General features: G+C 51.9%; 16 protein-coding genes and 1 tRNA gene. 12 read left to right on the top strand and 5 right to left on the bottom strand.

Translation table 11 applies throughout. The features are described 5' to 3' along the window. Position 1 precedes the first annotated feature (1 nt). Entirely contained in the window at positions 2-1,363 is a 1,362-nt protein-coding gene (gene radA, locus ACJ77P_RS06640) for a DNA repair protein RadA (protein ID WP_367361185.1), read from the bottom strand. Between the two features lie 164 nt (positions 1,364-1,527). On the opposite strand from radA, the gene ACJ77P_RS06635 reads away from it, so the two are divergent. The 7 genes from ACJ77P_RS06635 (at position 1,528) to ACJ77P_RS06605 (ending at position 8,484) form a co-directional block, all read left to right on the top strand. Then, a complete protein-coding gene (locus tag ACJ77P_RS06635; RefSeq protein WP_367361186.1) occupies positions 1,528-2,655 on the top strand; it encodes a phosphoserine transaminase in 1,128 nt (375 codons plus the stop codon). 102 nt (positions 2,656-2,757) lie between these two features. Continuing rightward, on the top strand, positions 2,758-4,341 hold the full coding sequence (gene serA, locus ACJ77P_RS06630; RefSeq protein WP_408999323.1) for a phosphoglycerate dehydrogenase: 1,584 nt from the start codon (positions 2,758-2,760) through the stop codon (positions 4,339-4,341). A 51-nt stretch (positions 4,342-4,392) separates the two neighbouring features. Further along, a complete protein-coding gene (locus ACJ77P_RS06625; protein WP_367361189.1) occupies positions 4,393-5,691 on the top strand; it encodes an adenylosuccinate synthase in 1,299 nt (432 codons plus the stop codon). 63 nt (positions 5,692-5,754) lie between these two features. After that, positions 5,755-5,830, top strand: a tRNA-Lys gene (locus ACJ77P_RS06620). 343 nt (positions 5,831-6,173) lie between these two features. Beyond that, complete coding sequence (locus tag ACJ77P_RS06615) at positions 6,174-6,533, top strand: trypco2 family protein (RefSeq protein ID WP_408999322.1); 360 nt, start codon at positions 6,174-6,176, stop codon at positions 6,531-6,533. Positions 6,534-6,822: 289 nt separating this feature from the next. After that, positions 6,823-7,020: a YwbE family protein gene (locus ACJ77P_RS06610; RefSeq protein WP_408999321.1), complete on the top strand. Its 198-nt coding sequence runs from the start codon at positions 6,823-6,825 to the stop codon at positions 7,018-7,020. 411 nt (positions 7,021-7,431) lie between these two features. Continuing rightward, positions 7,432-8,484 carry a hypothetical protein gene (locus ACJ77P_RS06605; protein ID WP_408999320.1) on the top strand — a complete coding sequence of 351 codons (1,053 nt, stop codon included), beginning with the start codon at positions 7,432-7,434 and terminating at the stop codon, positions 8,482-8,484. 667 nt (positions 8,485-9,151) lie between these two features. Here ACJ77P_RS06605 and ACJ77P_RS06600 read toward each other — a convergent pair. Then, entirely contained in the window at positions 9,152-9,910 is a 759-nt protein-coding gene (locus ACJ77P_RS06600; RefSeq protein WP_367360329.1) for a tellurite resistance TerB family protein, read from the bottom strand. Between the two features lie 22 nt (positions 9,911-9,932). Between ACJ77P_RS06600 and ACJ77P_RS06595 the strand changes: the two genes are divergently transcribed. Further along, positions 9,933-10,061: a hypothetical protein gene (locus ACJ77P_RS06595; RefSeq protein ID WP_367360330.1), complete on the top strand. Its 129-nt coding sequence runs from the start codon at positions 9,933-9,935 to the stop codon at positions 10,059-10,061. Between the two features lie 179 nt (positions 10,062-10,240). Here the strand turns inward: ACJ77P_RS06595 and ACJ77P_RS06590 are convergent, their stop codons facing one another. After that, positions 10,241-10,876, bottom strand: coding sequence for a hypothetical protein (locus ACJ77P_RS06590; protein ID WP_367360331.1), 636 nt, complete (start codon positions 10,874-10,876; stop codon positions 10,241-10,243). Between the two features lie 394 nt (positions 10,877-11,270). On the opposite strand from ACJ77P_RS06590, the gene ACJ77P_RS06585 reads away from it, so the two are divergent. Continuing rightward, complete coding sequence (locus ACJ77P_RS06585) at positions 11,271-12,074, top strand: hypothetical protein (RefSeq protein ID WP_408999319.1); 804 nt, start codon at positions 11,271-11,273, stop codon at positions 12,072-12,074. Between the two features lie 58 nt (positions 12,075-12,132). On the opposite strand, the gene ACJ77P_RS06580 is transcribed toward ACJ77P_RS06585, so the two are convergent. Then, on the bottom strand, positions 12,133-12,948 hold the full coding sequence (locus ACJ77P_RS06580) for a hypothetical protein (protein ID WP_367360333.1): 816 nt from the start codon (positions 12,946-12,948) through the stop codon (positions 12,133-12,135). A gap of 725 nt (positions 12,949-13,673) precedes the next feature. Between ACJ77P_RS06580 and ACJ77P_RS06575 the strand changes: the two genes are divergently transcribed. Genes ACJ77P_RS06575 through ACJ77P_RS06565 form a run of 3 tightly spaced genes read left to right on the top strand, consistent with a single transcriptional unit; the run spans position 13,674 to position 14,975 of the window. Beyond that, complete coding sequence (locus ACJ77P_RS06575; protein WP_408999318.1) at positions 13,674-14,072, top strand: PA2779 family protein; 399 nt, start codon at positions 13,674-13,676, stop codon at positions 14,070-14,072. Positions 14,073-14,079: 7 nt separating this feature from the next. Continuing rightward, positions 14,080-14,550: a C39 family peptidase gene (locus tag ACJ77P_RS06570; RefSeq protein ID WP_367360335.1), complete on the top strand. Its 471-nt coding sequence runs from the start codon at positions 14,080-14,082 to the stop codon at positions 14,548-14,550. After that, complete coding sequence (locus ACJ77P_RS06565; RefSeq protein WP_367360336.1) at positions 14,523-14,975, top strand: tetratricopeptide repeat protein; 453 nt, start codon at positions 14,523-14,525, stop codon at positions 14,973-14,975. Before ACJ77P_RS06570 ends, ACJ77P_RS06565 begins: the two co-directional genes overlap by 28 nt. A gap of 83 nt (positions 14,976-15,058) precedes the next feature. Here the strand turns inward: ACJ77P_RS06565 and ACJ77P_RS06560 are convergent, their stop codons facing one another. Then, on the bottom strand, positions 15,059-16,021 hold the full coding sequence (locus tag ACJ77P_RS06560; RefSeq protein WP_367360337.1) for an ExsB family transcriptional regulator: 963 nt from the start codon (positions 16,019-16,021) through the stop codon (positions 15,059-15,061). Between the last annotated feature and the right edge of the window lie 99 nt (positions 16,022-16,120).

Raw genomic sequence — 16,120 nt, 5'->3', positions numbered from 1 at the left:
CTTAAAAGAGCTGTTCCAGGAGTTCCCCCAGACTTCCCACACGGCACAGCTCCAGCCCTTCAGGATCGGGAATCTCCTGCGAAAGGGTCCTGGGAAGAATGCAGCGGGTAAATCCCATCCGGGAGGCTTCCCGGGTCCGCAGAAGCATCTGGGCGATCCCCCGCACTTCACCCGTCAACCCCACCTCTCCGAAAACCACCGTTCCCGGATAAATCGGCCGGTTCAGAAAGCTGGAAGCCATGGCCGCCACGATCCCCAGATCCACAGCCGGTTCATCGACCCGGATGCCGCCGGCCACATTCAGGAAGATGTCATGAGAGCTCAGATGCATCCCACAGATGCGGTCCAGGACAGCCACCAGCAGGGACACCCGGCTGGAATCGACCCCGATGCTTGTTCTTCTCGGCATTCCCAGGGTGGAAGGGCTGACCAGCGCCTGGATCTCCACCAGGATGGGGCGGGTTCCCTCCATGCTTGGAACGACCGCCGATCCCGATGCGGAATCGGGACGGTCGGAAAGGAAAAATGCAGAGGGATTGGCAACTTCCGCCAAGCCGCAATCCCTCATTTCAAAGACCCCGATTTCATTGCTCGGGCCGAACCGGTTTTTGATTCCCCTGACGATCCGGTAGGCATGTCCGGAATCCCCTTCAAAATAAAGCACCGTATCCACCATATGTTCCAGTACCTTCGGACCGGCGATGGCGCCGTCCTTGGTGACATGGCCGACCAGAAAAATCGAAATCCCCGTCTTCTTGGCGAAAAGGATCAATTTCCCCGCCGTCTCCCTGACCTGCCCCACACTGCCCGGCGCCGAGCCGAGAATCGACGAGTAAACCGTCTGAACGGAGTCAATGACCGCCACTTCCGGTTTGAGGTCAGACAGATGCTGAAGGATGTTTTCCAGGGCCGTTTCCACGAGCACCATCAGGTTTTTCGATCCGGCTCCTATCCGCCTGCCCCGCAGCTTGATCTGGCGGGCGGACTCCTCACCGGACACATAGAGGACATTCCGATCCTGCTCCGCAAGCTTCTGCAGCACCTGCAACAGCAGCGTCGACTTCCCTATTCCGGGATCGCCCCCCACAAGGACAGCGGAGCCTTGAACAATTCCGCCACCCAGGACGCGATCCAGCTCCATGACGTTTGTTGTGATCCGCTCCCTTTCGTCCGCCTCGATGGCATCGATGGACAGAGGCTTTTCATTGAGCTGCAGGGCGGAAAAGCCGGCATCCCCCTCCGGTCCGCCGATATCCTCCTCGATGAAGGCGTTCCACTCATTGCAGGCGGGACATTTCCCCAGCCATTTCGGTGACTCATAGCCGCAGTTCCGACAAAAAAAACTGGTTTTTCCCTTCTTCAAAATCTCATCTCCTTTTGCAGCAGAAATGGAAAAAAAGAACTCCGGTTCATGCCTCAGCCTCTATCGAAAGCATGAAAGACTTTTTCTGTAAATTTCTTGAGTAATAAAATCAATATTGGTATAGTGCGCCCGAATTTTAAAACCAAAAAAGAGGAAGAGTGTTTATGCATAACCCAAATTTCAGTTCTGGCCCCTGCAGTAAGAGACCCCTTTGGAACCTTGATGTTTTGAAAGATGCCCCTGTCGGCCGTTCCCACCGCTCCCCTCTCGGGAAGGAAAAACTGGCCAAAGCCATTTCGGAATCAAAACGAATCCTGAACATACCAGACAGTTATCTGGTGGGCATATTCCCCGCTTCGGACACGGGGGCGTTTGAAGCCGCCATGTGGACGCTTCTCGGACCCCGGCCGGTTACCGCCCTGGTCTGGGAAAGCTTCAGTAACGGATGGGCCAACGATATCAAGAATCAGCTTAAATTGGAACCAACGATCCTCAAGGCGGATTACGGTTTTCTTCCGGATCTGAACTCCATCGACTGGTCCAACGATGTGGTTTTTGTCGCCAATGGAACGACCAGCGGCGTGAAGGTTCCCAACTGGGACTGGATACCGGCTGACCGTCAAGGCCTCTCCCTCTGCGATGCCACGAGCGCCGTGTTCGCCATGAAGATCGACTGGTCGAAAATTGACGTTCTCACCTATTCCTGGCAGAAATGCCTCGGCGGCGAGGCGGCACATGGTATGCTCATCTTGAGCCCCAGGGCTGTCGCCCGCATCGAATCCTACGAGCCCCCCTGGCCCATGCCGAAGATCTTCCGCATGAAGAAAAACGGCAAAGTGGACAAAGCCATCTTCGAAGGGGACACCATCAATACGCCGTCCATGATCTGCGTGGAGGATTACCTGGATGCCCTTTCGTGGGCCGATCAGTACGGTCTGGACAAGCTCTGCGAAAAGAGCATGGGCAACCTGAACGTGGTTGAAAACTGGGTCGAACGAACCCCATGGATCGACTTCCTCGCCTCAGCCAAGGAGATCCGCTCCAACACGTCCGTCTGCCTTTCCGTTATCAGCGATAAGGTCCGCGCTCTGGCCAAGGATGATCAGTCCAAGTTTCTCAAAAGCGTCAGCAGCGACCTCAGCAAGCGCGGCATTGCCTATGACATCAATTCCTACAAGGACGCCCCTCCAGGGTACCGTTTCTGGTGCGGTCCGACGATCGAGGAAGCGGATCTGACAGCAGCCCTGGAAGAGCTCGAAAAAGCCTATAACGAAAAAATCAAGGTCCTGTAATTTACCGTAGCTGGAATCGGGCTTCCGCGAAGCCGGCCCCGGCTATTATCCATAGGATTTCTTTTAATCTATCTGATGAACAAACCGCGAAGGAGTTAATTCATGAAAAGAGTTCTTGTCAGCGACAGCATGGCCTCTGAAGGCATTGAAATATTCAGGAATACGCCCGGTATCGAGGTGGATGTCATCACCAAGCATACCCCGGAAGAGCTGAAGGAGCTGGTTTCCGGCTATGATGGCCTGGTTGTGCGCAGCTCCAGCAAAATCACGAAGGAGATCATAGGATCGGCGGAGAAGCTCTCCGTTATCGGCCGCGCTGGTGCGGGTGTCGACAACATTGATGTGGCAGCGGCCAGCAAAAAGGGCATCGTGGTCATGAACACCCCGGGAGGAAATACCATCACAACCGGTGAGCATGCCATCGCCATGATGCTGTCACTCGCCCGTAAAATCCCCCAGGCCACAGCCTCCATGAAAGCCGGCAAATGGGAAAAAAGCCGTTTCATGGGCAACGAATACTGCAACAAGACCCTGGGAATCATCGGCATCGGCCGCATCGGAACCGTCGTCGCCGACCGCGCCAAGGGCCTCAAGATGAATGTTCTCGCCTACGATCCCTTCATCGCTCCCGAAGCGGCGGAAAAGATGGGGATCACGCTGGCGACCCTGGATGAAATTTACGGCAGCGCCGATTTCATCTCCGTGCATGTCCCGAAGAGCAAGGAGACAACGGGAATGATCAATGCCGAGGCCTTCGCCAAGATGAAAAAGGGCGTTTTTATCATCAACTGCGCCCGTGGCGGCATCGTCAGCGAAAAGGACCTCTATGAAGCCCTCGTATCCGGTAAGGTGGCCGGCGCGGCACTGGATGTTTTTGAAGAGGAACCGACCAAGAACATGGCCCTTATTTCCCAGGAAAATGTCATCTGTACGCCCCATCTGGGTGCGTCCACGGATGAGGCCCAGACGAGCGTGGCAATCGCCATTGCGGAACAGATGGTGGACTATCTCTTGAAGGGCGAAATCCGCTATGCCGTTAATTTCCCATCGATCAGCGCCGATCTGATGAACGCCATGGCGCCTTATCTCAATCTATCGGAAAAGCTTGGGAAATTTCATGCCCAGATCATTTCTTCCGGGATCCAGGAAGTCCATATCGAGTACAGCGGCGAAATTCTGAGATTTGACGTGACGCCGCTGACGATTGCCCTGCTGAAAGGCCTCCTGACCCCCATCCTCAATGAAAACGTCAATTACATCAATGCACCGATCATCGCGCAGGAACGGGGAATCAATGTAAAGGAATCCAAAAGCAGCGCTGTGGGCGATTACCGCAGCATGATTACCCTGACCCTGAAAACCGCAAAGGCCGTAACGACAACGGCCGGAGCGTTGTTTGGGCTGCGAGCTCCCAGGATCGTCCGGATTAACGACTTCGCGGTCGACGTCGTTCCGGAAGGTCACCTGCTGATGTTATACAATTATGACAAGCCGGGAGTGATCGGCAACGTCGGCACCGCAATCGGGGCCGCCAACATCAACATCGCCAGGATGCACTGGAGCCGGGTGAAGGCGAAACAGAGAGCCATGGTGGTCTTCAGCACGGATACTCCGCTGGACGAAGAAATCCTGAAAAAGATGAAGGAGACGACCAATGTCATTTCTGTGTATCAACTGGAAATGTAGAGGCGTTTCAAGATCTTCATAGCAGTAAGCAAGTCGAGGAGAATTTACCGTATGGCCAATGTTGTCGTTGTTGGAACACAGTGGGGGGATGAAGGCAAGGGAAAGATTGTTGACCGCTACGCGAAAGACGCACAGGTCATCGCCCGGTTTCAAGGTGGGAACAATGCCGGTCACACGCTCGTCGTCAACGGAGAGCAGACGATTCTTCACCTGATTCCCTCCGGGATACTCCACAACTCCAAAGTCTGCATTATCGGCAATGGCGTGGTGGTCGATCCGAAGGTGCTCATCGAGGAAATCGAGAATCTGAAGACCCGGGGACTTTTTCCACCTGACACCCGCCTGTTCGTCAGCGAAAAGGCCCATACCATTTTGCCCTACCATCGTCAGTTGGATCTTGCCCGTGAAGCGCACCGCTCCGGCAAGAAAATCGGAACAACGGGCCGCGGCATCGGTCCCGCCTATGAGGACAAGATATCGCGGGTCGGCATCCGGATCTGTGATCTCATGGACGAAACCCTCTTCCGGGAAAAGCTGGCCGTCAATGTCGAAGAAAAGAACTTCTATCTAACCCGCCTTTTCGGAGAGGAACCGATCAGGGAGCAGGAAATCTTTGATGAATACCGGGTCTATGCCGACAAGCTCCGCCCCTATGTTGCGGATACCTCGCTGATTCTTGAGCAGGAAATGAAGACCGGCAAATCCATCCTTTTCGAGGGCGCTCAGGGCTGCCACCTGGATATCGAACACGGGACCTACCCCTTCGTCACATCCTCCAGCACGGTGGCCGGGAATGCATCCTGCGGAACAGGAGTCGGCCCGTCCTCCCTTCACGAGGTCGTGGGCATCTGCAAGGCCTATACAACCCGGGTGGGCGAGGGGCCTTTTCTCACGGAACTGAACGACGAAATCGGCGATCGCCTGCAACAGGTCGGCCAGGAGTTTGGAGCCACGACAGGCCGGAAACGTCGCTGCGGTTGGCTGGATATGGTCCTGGTGAGGCAGGCCGTACGGGTTTCGGGAATCACCGGCCTTGCCATCACAAAACTTGATGTCCTGACGGGCCTGGAAACCCTGAAAATCTGCGTCGGCTACCAGTCGGACAGCGCACTTTATCCTGAATCCGTTCCGCCTACTCCGAATCTTTTGAATTCGTGCAAGCCTGTTTACGAAGAAATGGCCGGCTGGACCGAGGACATCAGGAAGACTCGCCGACTGGAAGAACTGCCCGCTAATGCCAGGCGTTATATTGAAAGGCTGGAAACCTTGGCCGGCGTACCGGTGATCCTGGTGTCCGTCGGTGCGGGGCGGGAGGAAACAATCGTGCTGAAGAACCCCTTTTCCGATTAGCAGTTTCTTCTTGACAACAAAAGAGTCTTGCTGTTATTAGGTCGAACCTTCCGACGCATTTCAGGGCCGTTAGCTCAGTCGGTAGAGCAGCGGATTTTTAATCCGTTGGCCGTGGGTTCAAGTCCCATACGGCCCACCAATAAATAAAACGAGGACTTAGTCGAATATGATTAAGTCCTCGTTTTGCTTTAATCCATTTTGTCCCGCCTTTATCAAGTTTCGACCTGTGACTTTTTCTTTCCGTTCCTGACTTAATGGTAGTCGGCGAGGCTGAATCCATGGTAAAGAAGATCCTTGGACATGCGTTCCCCCCTTAATTGGATATCTTCGAACAATTTCTTCTCTGGGTTTATGTCCATATTTTCAAACATGAAGTACGCATCAACCGGATGAACCGTTTTTCTCGGCTTTCCACCACAGCATAATGATAGCCGCTAATAACGGACCGAAACGGCACATGGTGTAAGCGCAGGGCAGACAGGATGTCGATCGGGGTGATTATGAAAGGCAAGATTCGTCTCGGAGAATTTATCAAGGATGTAAAGAAGGAGCTTATCGAAGCTCAAGATACTACGGGAGATCCCTTCTTAGAACTTGAGGAAGTCCAGCTGGAAGTGTGCTTTGTCCTTGATGCATCGACAAAAGCTGGAGGAAAATTGTTTGTCGTTGAGATTGGAGGAGAAACCAAGGCCCAGCAAACCCATAAGGTTTCATTGACTTTACGTCCTTTACCCAGGCCGGTAATTGAGACTCAAGAGACTGAATTGACCACTGCCCCAGCAAAAGCAAGGAGCAAAACCCTTCGCCGACGTCCTGTTTACAGAAGACCTGTCTACAGATAGTGCGTGGGTTAATTCAGAGAGCATAGATTTATAGATCTGGCCCAGACTGGAGTCGACGATGCCTTTTCTTGCCAGGTTGTTTTCAGCGGGGTGTAAAATTTGAGCCATACTGAATGGCAGAAAGAGTTACTGAAAAGAGCCGGAGCGACGTTTTTGTTTATTTTCAGCTTTAAAGCTGTCCCGCAAGATCCTCAAGAGTAGGCAGATGAAAAGATCGAAGGTGCAACGATGAAGCTGGGAGCACTTTTTCAGAAAAGCTGGGAAATTTCTCCCACTGGACGATATGCCCATGAATGGGAAAAACCGTTCGGATATTAGAACAGGGACACATGTAAAGATTGTCCAGAAACAGGATCAGCGCACCGGAAAACTGACTGAGGGAATTGTTTTTGATATTCTAACAAAGTCCCCCAGGCATCCCCATGGCATCAAGGTACGGCTGCAAGACGGGACGGTCGGCCGGGTCAAGGAAATCCTTGATGTTTGAACAGGACTCAACCAATATTGACAGCCTCATCTCAGGAGGCTGGCATAGGCCATAAGGATCAAAGCAGATGTTAACCCATCCCGGAAGTGTCACATCGCCAAACCACGATTGCACCTCTATACCTCATTGGCTTACGGTTGGGAATTTACGACAGAAAATCCAGAAGTGGAGGAAGCAGTCTCCGGGGCGATATCCGAGAGAATAGGCCGGGAATCAGACCATCAGAACACACAATAAAAGTCCCCACAGGATCGACTGATCTTGCTGGGACATCATAATATCAAATCTTGAAATGATCAGAGAAGGTTTCGCAAAGGCCCACCTGGAATAGCCGGAAGAACCCGATCAATCACAGTTTATTCATGCTGAACGATAGGCAACATCAGCACGGATGGATGAAAGGAATTAGGTATGAAGAGAAAACAATCGTTACTGGGTGCTATTCTTTTCGTTGTTACCCTGATAGGGATTTCATGCGCCTCTCCTAAATATGCAACGGTAACACCTGAATTACACTCCCAGTTTATGAGAGATCTGAAAGTTGGAAACCTGAATCTCGATTGCGACACTCCTGAATGCTATCTCAGTTGGGGTGAACATCGTAATGAGTTGATTTCATCTTATAATTCAAGACAATGGGAGCCCTTGGCGGAATTGGTGATGAAAATAGGCTATGGACAAGATCTGGCGTACTATTTTCTTGGAATGTCGGCAGAAGGTTTGGGCTATCACGAAGCTGCATTAAAATATTATCGGCAAAGCGGAACAACATCCGGTGATTCAAGAAAATTACACCATTGCAGAGAGACGGTTAGAGGGTGCGGTGGGTTAGAACTCGCTTCGGTTCTGCCGCAGCGCATTGCAGCTGTTACGGCTATGGCTCAAACGACGGGACGAAGCTCTAAATCGAGAGATCATCATAAACTTAGCGGTGAGCACGATCTTGCAAAAACTGTAAGCGATAAAAAGCCCGTTACAGGCCAAATCTTGGATAATCTGGAAATATGTGAATATAAATTTAAAAATGGGAAATACAAAGAAAAAATAGAACTGGACGATCAGGGTCCTGATGATCCGGTTGTTTGGGATACAGTGGGTATTGCAAAGAAAGCGTTTGGTGATCTTGATGGCGATGGCGTTATTGATGGAGCCGTTGTTCTTTGGCGCAATACCGGAGGAAGCGGAATTATGGTCGGTATTGCTGCGGCCATCGCGGCACAAGGCAATCCCACGATTAGTAAAGTGATCACACTGGGCGACAGGGTTGAAGTTAAGTCCATGAACATTGAACATGGAATTATTGTTCTTCGTTTATTAACTCATGGCCCCAGAGATGGTCTCTGCTGTCCAACAGTAAAATCCGTATATAAATTCAATCTTTCTGGAATCCACTTGGTGAACCTGACTCCAACAGCACGGGAAAACCAGCTTCAAGATTCTGAATGCACCTTTTTTTACGAGTAATAACCCGACTTCCCGGATCATTGGTCCTGAACAGGACTTTTGTTGACAGTGGTCCGCTCCTTCCGGACAGGTGCCTCAACTTTATCTCAAAATTGTACTGGGATAAAACTCCTATTCAGCTAATATTGACTTTTCATGGTGCTCCAGGACATGATCCGGCATGGCATCCATAGGTTAACCGGGTCAGGCACTACACCATGCACGCTTGAATTTCTCAGGTGGTAGAGAATGACAGATCCTGTCAGGACGTAACCGTGCGACGAAGTCATATCGGATCTGCTCTCCAGACAGGATATTGATCCGGAAGTCCTTCAAATGAGCCGTTCTTTGAAAAAGGATCACGCAAGACTGGTCAGGACATTTAAGAGCTTGGCAGGCGAGAGGAAACCGCCTCTGTCCTTCGGGTCTGGCTTCCAAGGATCTGGAAGCAGTTCCCTCATGGGACTGACGGGATGTTTCATAATCCGGCTGGATATGACATCGAAGTACTACCCCTCGAAAAAAAACAGTTGCCGCCCGGTTTTTCCCGACCCACTCCAAAAGCGAGGGCTTAACCAATTTTAGTTAAGCCCTCGCTTTGTTTCTGCTTCCCGTTGCCGAGAATCTTCTCAAATTCGGTGCATAGTTCGCGACGCCATCAATAGGGAAGGCGTCATACCGTTGTCCTTTATGCCTGCTGCAGGCCAACGAGTTCTTGAATACGCCGGGTAATTTCCGGTGTTAAACCCAATCCTTGAGCAAGCCGTTCCAGGTAATCCTTCTCCGCTTGGGTGTCCACTTCAATGGCCAGCAGAGAGGCCGCATAGATCTGGGCCGCAAGTTCCGGTTGACCCTGTGCCGCGGCGATCAGCGCTTCCGTTTCCATCGGCTGCTGCAGCTGGGTCCTCAAATAGTCCCTGCCTTCCTCATCAATCCCGATTTCACTGATTTTTCCAAGCATTCGGTCGATTTCATTCTGATCGATCTCGCCGTCAGATTTGGTTGCATTGATCATGGCACGCAAAACGAGTTCCGAGCTTTGTTCCATCTGGAGCTGCTCCATTTCCGTCTGTGGCTCCAGCAGTCCGACCGGTATCGACGGGTTTTTTTGTCCGCTTCCTTTCAGGGCATTGAAAGCCAGACTGGCCAGAACGGCCATTAAGCCGCCGCCGACGGCCCCTCCGACGGACTTTCCTCCACCGCCCAGAAGGGAACCAATCAGTGCCCCCAGGCCGCCTATGGCAATATTTCTGTTGCCGCCAACCGCTTGTCCCGCACTGCCCAGCATATTTGAAAGCAAATCACCGAGGCCGCCCCCGGAACCGGGTGCGGCGGGCCCCTTTTGTCCGCCCCCCAGGACGCTGGATAACAGGTCCCCTATTCCGCCTCCTCCGCCTCCGGTCTGCCCGGATGAACCTCCCAGCATGTTCCCAAGATTATCCAGCATTCCTCCACCTAAAGAGTTTTTTATGCGTTCATTTGACGAAGCCGACATTCCGGATTGCACCATTGCTCCAAGAAGATCCCGTATGTTCATTTTCTTCTCCTCCTTTGCCGTTGCTGAAATGTTTGCCGTTTTGTTTGTATTTTTAGGATGATGAATTGCTTAATCAGGAGTGTTAAATATAGGGGAGGATATTTTGCTTTGTCAATTCGTATTTTACCCACGCGGATCCGCTGACATGAAAAGTGAGAGTGCGCCCATGCTGGGCGTACCAAAAGAAAGGCAGAACCGCTTGGTTCTGCCTTTCTTTCATTGCGTCGTTTCTGTGTTCAGTTACTGGTTCAATTTCTTCCTCAACCCTGCCAGTCCTGCCAAACCAAAACCAAGCAACAGAATGGGAGCAGGAATCGGTACAGCATTAAATGTAACCTGATCAATACCATATGCGCTGATATATCCTGAGTCGATAGTGACTGTACTGAACGTACCATCTCCAATATAACCCCAGAAGCCATAGCCGTAGTTATCAACATCGCTCAGAATAAAAGAATTTCCTTCAACGGCAAGATTAAGTTGCGAATTCCAGCTTGGGTTATAGGTATAATCAAATCCAAAAAAGCTGATCCCGCTGTTGAAAGAAAGGGTTGTTACAGAACCTGTAAATCCGATATCGGTATCCAGATAAAGATAGTTGGCTCCCCCCACGGTTGTATTCCTGGAATAGGCAAATTCCGTATCCAATACCTTTACCGCATCGGGCACTGATGCAGCGGAGAAGTTATTAAAATTGATCTGTGACACCGCCCCGCTGCCAGGATTGCCGGAAATAGGATAAGCCTCGAAATCTTCTATGGTGTATGTCGAAACCGCCGCTTCAAATAAGGCGCGGTCGGTATATACCGTACCGGCATGTGCATAACCGGCCATCATGGTGATGATGAGACAAAAAATTGATAAATATTTTTTCATCGTTATTTATTCCTCCTTTTTTCATATCGTGGATTTTTCTGCGTGGTCAATTTATCTCCGGTAATCTGATTATCCCCCCCTCCTCACGAAGCAATGCCGCTATACGGCTGAACGAGCCTGAGCATAAACTTAGCTGAAAAATAATACAAAATCACCTCGAAACATACAATCGGGGAAAGTATGGATTTCGATGATGCCAAAATTCTTACGTTAAGACAAATGGCGAATAACTTGCTGCGGGAAATGCTTAATGCAAATCGGCTCTGCCATTTTTATAGGCTGCGAGAGATTCTCATCATTTCCTGGGTAAATAATCCTTGAATATAAATCCGTTTGAAGTAAAAAAGAAATAGTATAAGATGGATCACTTCCGGGAAAGGGGGCCTTTCGATCTTTGACGGCAAATGAACAGTTCTGTGCCAATCCCATACAGTTCCTGATCGATAATACGCTAATCAACTATCAGCCGGAATCTCACATATACGGAAAGCTTGTTGAACCCAATTTTCAGAAAAAAGCAAAGGGTATCAATATGAACCAGCATCAGGACGGCGACGGTAAAATCAGATACGACCTGGCAAACATTGGTAACCGTAAATATGTGTTGAGGCGTCTGGTTCCGGCTGCGGTCTCTAATGCTCAAGGAGTGGCCGTTCCGGCATGGCCCGCTGACTACATCGAGGGGAATTATTTTCCTTACCTGCCAGGAGGTGTCGCAAACCTCCTGGATATGGGGCAAATCACTGTTAATACCCTGGAGCTTCCCGTCTTTACATTTACAGGCGCGATGAACGGCTGTGCGTTTGTGGTTACGGATACCGTCCCTCGGCAGAATAACCACTATGTGTGCTATCACTACCAAAGCCCGGAAAGCAACCCACTGTATGGACCAAATGGAGCCGGAAGATTTCCCGGCACGATGAGATGCTATGTTCAGGCCAGTGACTACCTGCCGGCTGCCTGGCAAAGGAGATTTACGCACAACGCGCTGCCGGCGACATTCATTTTCATGTGGCGCAATCCTCGAACGGGTGAATTGAGAATCATTTCCGAAACCGTTGCTGTGAGACCCGACAACAGTGTGCCCAACTACCATTCAAAACTTGTTCAATCGTGGCGGGTGCAAAGCAATGCGGAGGTTGGAGCGGCAATAAGGCCTTACACCAATGTTAATCATCAAGTCCACGTAAGGCCTTAAGTTCGTTAACCGAGTTCCTTTCCAAGAACCTTACGGGTCTCTTCCATCACCTGCAAAGCTAAAAGCTGTACGTGACGATGGCGCCACCGTAAAGAAAATTGGAGTCCCGGCCCGTCATGCTGAAATATTTCATTTCCCGTCGTGCATCACCGCACAGGGGAAAGGTATAGGACAGGGCCGGGGTAACGTAGACGTTATCCAGGATTTTGTAAGGAAAGCCCACGGTCAATGTCCCGTCATGGAAATTGTTGAATTTCCCGCCGGTCACTCCCCCATCTTCGCCAACCTCGGGATACTCTTCCGAATCGGTGCTGACAAGATACCCTGCCGATGCGGACAGGTCGATGGACAGCCGCTCTGAAACGGGGAAGGATTGGCTTAGAGTCAACAGAAAGTACCAGTAGAGATCATGCATGACTTCACGGTAAACAGTCAGGCTCGGACTCAACGGCACATCGATCCCCAGCTTCAGGGATACCTCCTGAGAATCTTCACCGCCGACCGCATTGTAAGACATGTAGCCGATTTCATAGTTCAGCAGACGGTATTTGCCTCCGTAAAAAAGCGAAACGTCCGTTTCGTTCCAGCGCTCACCCCCCTCACCATGAGGATCTGAATCCCAGTTCCCCCAGAGGTCTGCCGAAATTCCCCCGTAGTTCAGGGTAAAAGACGGCTGCAAGACCAGGCTGTGACGGCTCAGTTCCTGCCCGCGCCAGATGTAGGCACTCAATGCGGACAAAGACACCTCCCCGGAAAGCGCGCTCTCCCCTTTTTCCGTTTTATCGACTTTCTCCGCTTCGGCCCGGCAGGGGCCTGTGGCAATCAGAATCCAAAGAGAAGCCGCCAGGACATAAAAAAGCCTTTTTGAGAACATTGGAAAAACTCCTCCATCAGACAGTTCGACTCGACACCACCAGTTCAATTCTGCTTTCTGTACACGGCTTGCGTGCCATGGGAAGATCCCCGGAATTAGAGTCTGGCAATTCCACTTCATCTAAAGACGCGATGGCGATGAGCGGCAAAAACGCACAATCCGTACCAGAACATTGTGAAGACCCTCTCTGACGTGGCGACTCACCGAAACTCTTCCTTGAAGCAGGGAAAGAACGGGACTCAGTGCAGGGCATCTTCCCGGGACAGCAAGGGGCACGTCTGCTTCCACCGTCACGATGGAGTGCCGTTTTCCGAAGAGGACTTCACCGGGCTTTTTCTTGAGATCCTTTCCTGTCTTGTCTTTAACATACCAGGCTTACACTCCTGCAGGCCATCGTGGGCCGCCTTGACCTCTTCACGCTTCATGGCCCTGCATTCGTCCTTTCCGGCAAGGCTCCCTCCCCTAAGATGAACCGCCCCGGGAATTCTTCTTATTTGGCCTTTTACTCTCTTGACAGAAGGCGGCAAAAAGTGAGATGCAGATGCTCACCGAAACTGACAGCCTGTGGGCCTTGAGAGGTCATTGCATCCTGCGGATATGGATGGAGACGACGGGATGACGATGCCGCCCGCAGCAACAGGAGACCGGGAGAAGAGCAGGACAGCCTAATCCTTCCCGATGGCTGCCTTGAGAATTTTTGATAGAGAGGAAAGGAGTAACATTCGATGATCAGAAAAATCAGAAACCCGATATTCGCCATGCTTCTCGCCCTGTTCTGGTGCCTCTTCGTGACGTCACCTGCAGGTGCGGCCATGGTATCGTCACAGGTCTCGTCAGAGCATCAAGCAGGCGCGGATCTCAAATTCCAGGACATCGACAAAATCAAACTCGCCCTTGAAAACAAGATCGTCCAGGAAAAATTGCGCGCCCATGGCCTGACTCCCGATGAAATCAAATCGAAAATCAGCGGGATGACAGAAGAGCAGGTCCACCTGCTCGCACAGGCCTCGGATTCCGTTCTTGCGGGCGGAGACGGAGTCGGGTTCGTCATCGGCGTACTGGTCATCATCATTCTGGTGATTGTCATCCTTAAACTGCTGAACAAGAAAATTGTCATAGGCTGAGGGCTCCATGAGGCTTCTTTCCCTTGCGTCCCTGCTTTTGATCGTCATCAACGGCGTGCCTTTTGTGAAGCAGGAGCCTCTGAAGTGCGGCCCGGCAGCCCTGGCATCCGTTTTGATGTTTTACGGCCATCCCGAAAGTGCGGATGACATTGCAACGGAAGTGTATTCCGCCAAGCTGAGAGGGACTCTCATATCGGACATGGAAAACTTCGCCCGAAGCAGAAATTTCAAAACGGCCCTCGGCCAGGGAACGGTTGATCAACTCAAGCAGTATCTAGATGCGGGAAAGCCGGTCATCGTGGCCGTCGATACCGGATTCTGGCGCATTTCGAAGCCTCATTACCTGCTGGTCTATGGGTATGGGGAATCGGGAATTGTTGCTCACAGCGGAACGGAACCTTCACAAATATATTCTTATTCCAAATTTCAACGCCTATGGAACAAAACAGGATGCACCTTTCTCGTCGTGTTTCCATGATCCTCGTCATGGGTTTGTTCTGCCTTGGCGTTTTTGCCTGCACGCTGCCGCGGATCATTGAACTCAAGGATCCGCTTACTTCGGAAGAGCATAACGACCTGGGCGTCGCCTATGAACACAAGGGAATGCCCGAGCTGGCGGAAAAGGAATACAAAACAGCGTCCAGGATGCGCCCGGACTGGGTCGTGCCCCATTTCAATCTCGGCAATCTCCACTACCGATCGGGGGATCTTGGAAAGGCGGAGGATGCTTACCGCAAAGCCCTTTCCATCGACAGCAATCATGCCGATACGATGAACAACCTCGCGTATCTGCTTTATCAGAAGGGGAACATCCAGGAGGCGGGATTCCTCATCGACAAGGCGCTGAAAATCGCCCCTCGAAAAGAGTACCTGGACACCTACAACACGATCCACGGAAAGTAAGCTGCGCACCGGAAGAATCCGCTGCGCAGTTTACCTCTTGGGTCATAATTGACGGTTTATAGGAGCGGACGGGTTCTGCCGGTTCAGATCGCCTCGATGGTGGAGGGAGGCTTGGTCCCGATGTTATAGGTGACGCTGACCACGCCGGGCACAGTCCGGACAATCTCGGCCGCCATCCGGGTCAAGGTGGCGAATGGAAGCTGGGTAGGCTCTGCTATCCGCGCATCCACACTGTCCCAGCAGCGCACTTCGATCTGCAGACCGAAGTCGCGTTTGCCGTCGCGAATCCCCGTCACGCGGTCTTCGTGAAGGATGGCCAGGTACTGGAACGCCCCTGAATCGCGAAGCATGGTCTCCACAACGGCCGTTGCCCTGCGGACGGTTTCGATGCGCTCCGGGGTCACCGCTCCGATCACCCGTGCGGCAAGGGCCGGTCCGGGAAAGGGCGGCCGGTTGAACACTTCCTCCGGAAGCCCCAGCGCTTTACCCACTGCGCGGACGCCGTCCTTGCGGAGTTCAACGAGCGGCTCGAGAATCCGATAACCGAAGGCATCTTCAGGATTGATGCCGAGCTGCTCGAAGACGTTGTGCTGTCGCTTGATCCCGGCTTTCGTTTCGTCGATGTCGGTGAGAATCGTCCCCTGAAGAAGGTACTTGGCCCCGCTGGCCTTCACGATGCGCCCGAAGACATCGCGGTAAAAGGTCTGCGTGATGGCTTCGCGCTTCTCTTCCGGGTCGATGATACCGGCCAGTGCGGAAAAAAATTCGGCGCGGGCATCGGCAACGTCCACCGTAACGCCCAGGTCCTTGAACCAGTTCACCACCTGCTGGGCTTCACCCTCCCGCATCAGGCCGTTTTCGACAAATACCGTCTTCAACCGGTCCCCCAGGGCCTTATGCCCAAGAAGGGTGACCACTGCCGAATCAACGCCCCCGGAAAGGGCATTGATGGCGATTCCGTTTCCCACCATGTTCCGAATGGCTTCAACCTTTTCTTCAATAAATTTCCCCGCGTCCAGCTCCTGTAACGTAATTTCCCCTGCCATACGATGATCCTTTCCATTCGTGGTATTCTGATCCTGGCGGCGTACGGAAAGTCGCCTGCACCTTCCGGGTCGCTTCCTGATTTATCCAGGGTTGAATCT

The organism is Syntrophus buswellii, from assembly GCF_046097065.1.
GTDB classification, from domain to species: Bacteria; Desulfobacterota; Syntrophia; order Syntrophales; family Syntrophaceae; genus Syntrophus; species Syntrophus buswellii.
This window is presented reverse-complemented; position numbering and strand designations above follow the sequence as displayed.

Excerpts from the sequence above, each read along its gene's own strand:
- ACJ77P_RS06635 (WP_367361186.1), top strand. The coding sequence starts at position 1,528 with ATGCATAACCCAAATTTCAGTTCTGGCCCCTGCAGTAAGAGACCCCTT.
- serA (WP_408999323.1), top strand. The coding sequence starts at position 2,758 with ATGAAAAGAGTTCTTGTCAGCGACAGCATGGCCTCTGAAGGCATTGAA.
- ACJ77P_RS06625 (WP_367361189.1), top strand. The coding sequence starts at position 4,393 with ATGGCCAATGTTGTCGTTGTTGGAACACAGTGGGGGGATGAAGGCAAG.
- ACJ77P_RS06615 (WP_408999322.1), top strand. The coding sequence starts at position 6,174 with ATGTCGATCGGGGTGATTATGAAAGGCAAGATTCGTCTCGGAGAATTT.
- ACJ77P_RS06610 (WP_408999321.1), top strand. The coding sequence starts at position 6,823 with ATGAATGGGAAAAACCGTTCGGATATTAGAACAGGGACACATGTAAAG.
- ACJ77P_RS06605 (WP_408999320.1), top strand. The coding sequence starts at position 7,432 with ATGAAGAGAAAACAATCGTTACTGGGTGCTATTCTTTTCGTTGTTACC.
- ACJ77P_RS06600 (WP_367360329.1), bottom strand. The coding sequence starts at position 9,910 with ATGCTGGATAATCTTGGGAACATGCTGGGAGGTTCATCCGGGCAGACC.
- ACJ77P_RS06595 (WP_367360330.1), top strand. The coding sequence starts at position 9,933 with ATGCGTTCATTTGACGAAGCCGACATTCCGGATTGCACCATTGCTCCA.
- ACJ77P_RS06590 (WP_367360331.1), bottom strand. The coding sequence starts at position 10,876 with ATGAAAAAATATTTATCAATTTTTTGTCTCATCATCACCATGATGGCC.
- ACJ77P_RS06580 (WP_367360333.1), bottom strand. The coding sequence starts at position 12,948 with ATGTTCTCAAAAAGGCTTTTTTATGTCCTGGCGGCTTCTCTTTGGATT.
- ACJ77P_RS06575 (WP_408999318.1), top strand. The coding sequence starts at position 13,674 with ATGATCAGAAAAATCAGAAACCCGATATTCGCCATGCTTCTCGCCCTG.
- ACJ77P_RS06570 (WP_367360335.1), top strand. The coding sequence starts at position 14,080 with ATGAGGCTTCTTTCCCTTGCGTCCCTGCTTTTGATCGTCATCAACGGC.
- ACJ77P_RS06565 (WP_367360336.1), top strand. The coding sequence starts at position 14,523 with ATGCACCTTTCTCGTCGTGTTTCCATGATCCTCGTCATGGGTTTGTTC.
- ACJ77P_RS06560 (WP_367360337.1), bottom strand. The coding sequence starts at position 16,021 with ATGGCAGGGGAAATTACGTTACAGGAGCTGGACGCGGGGAAATTTATT.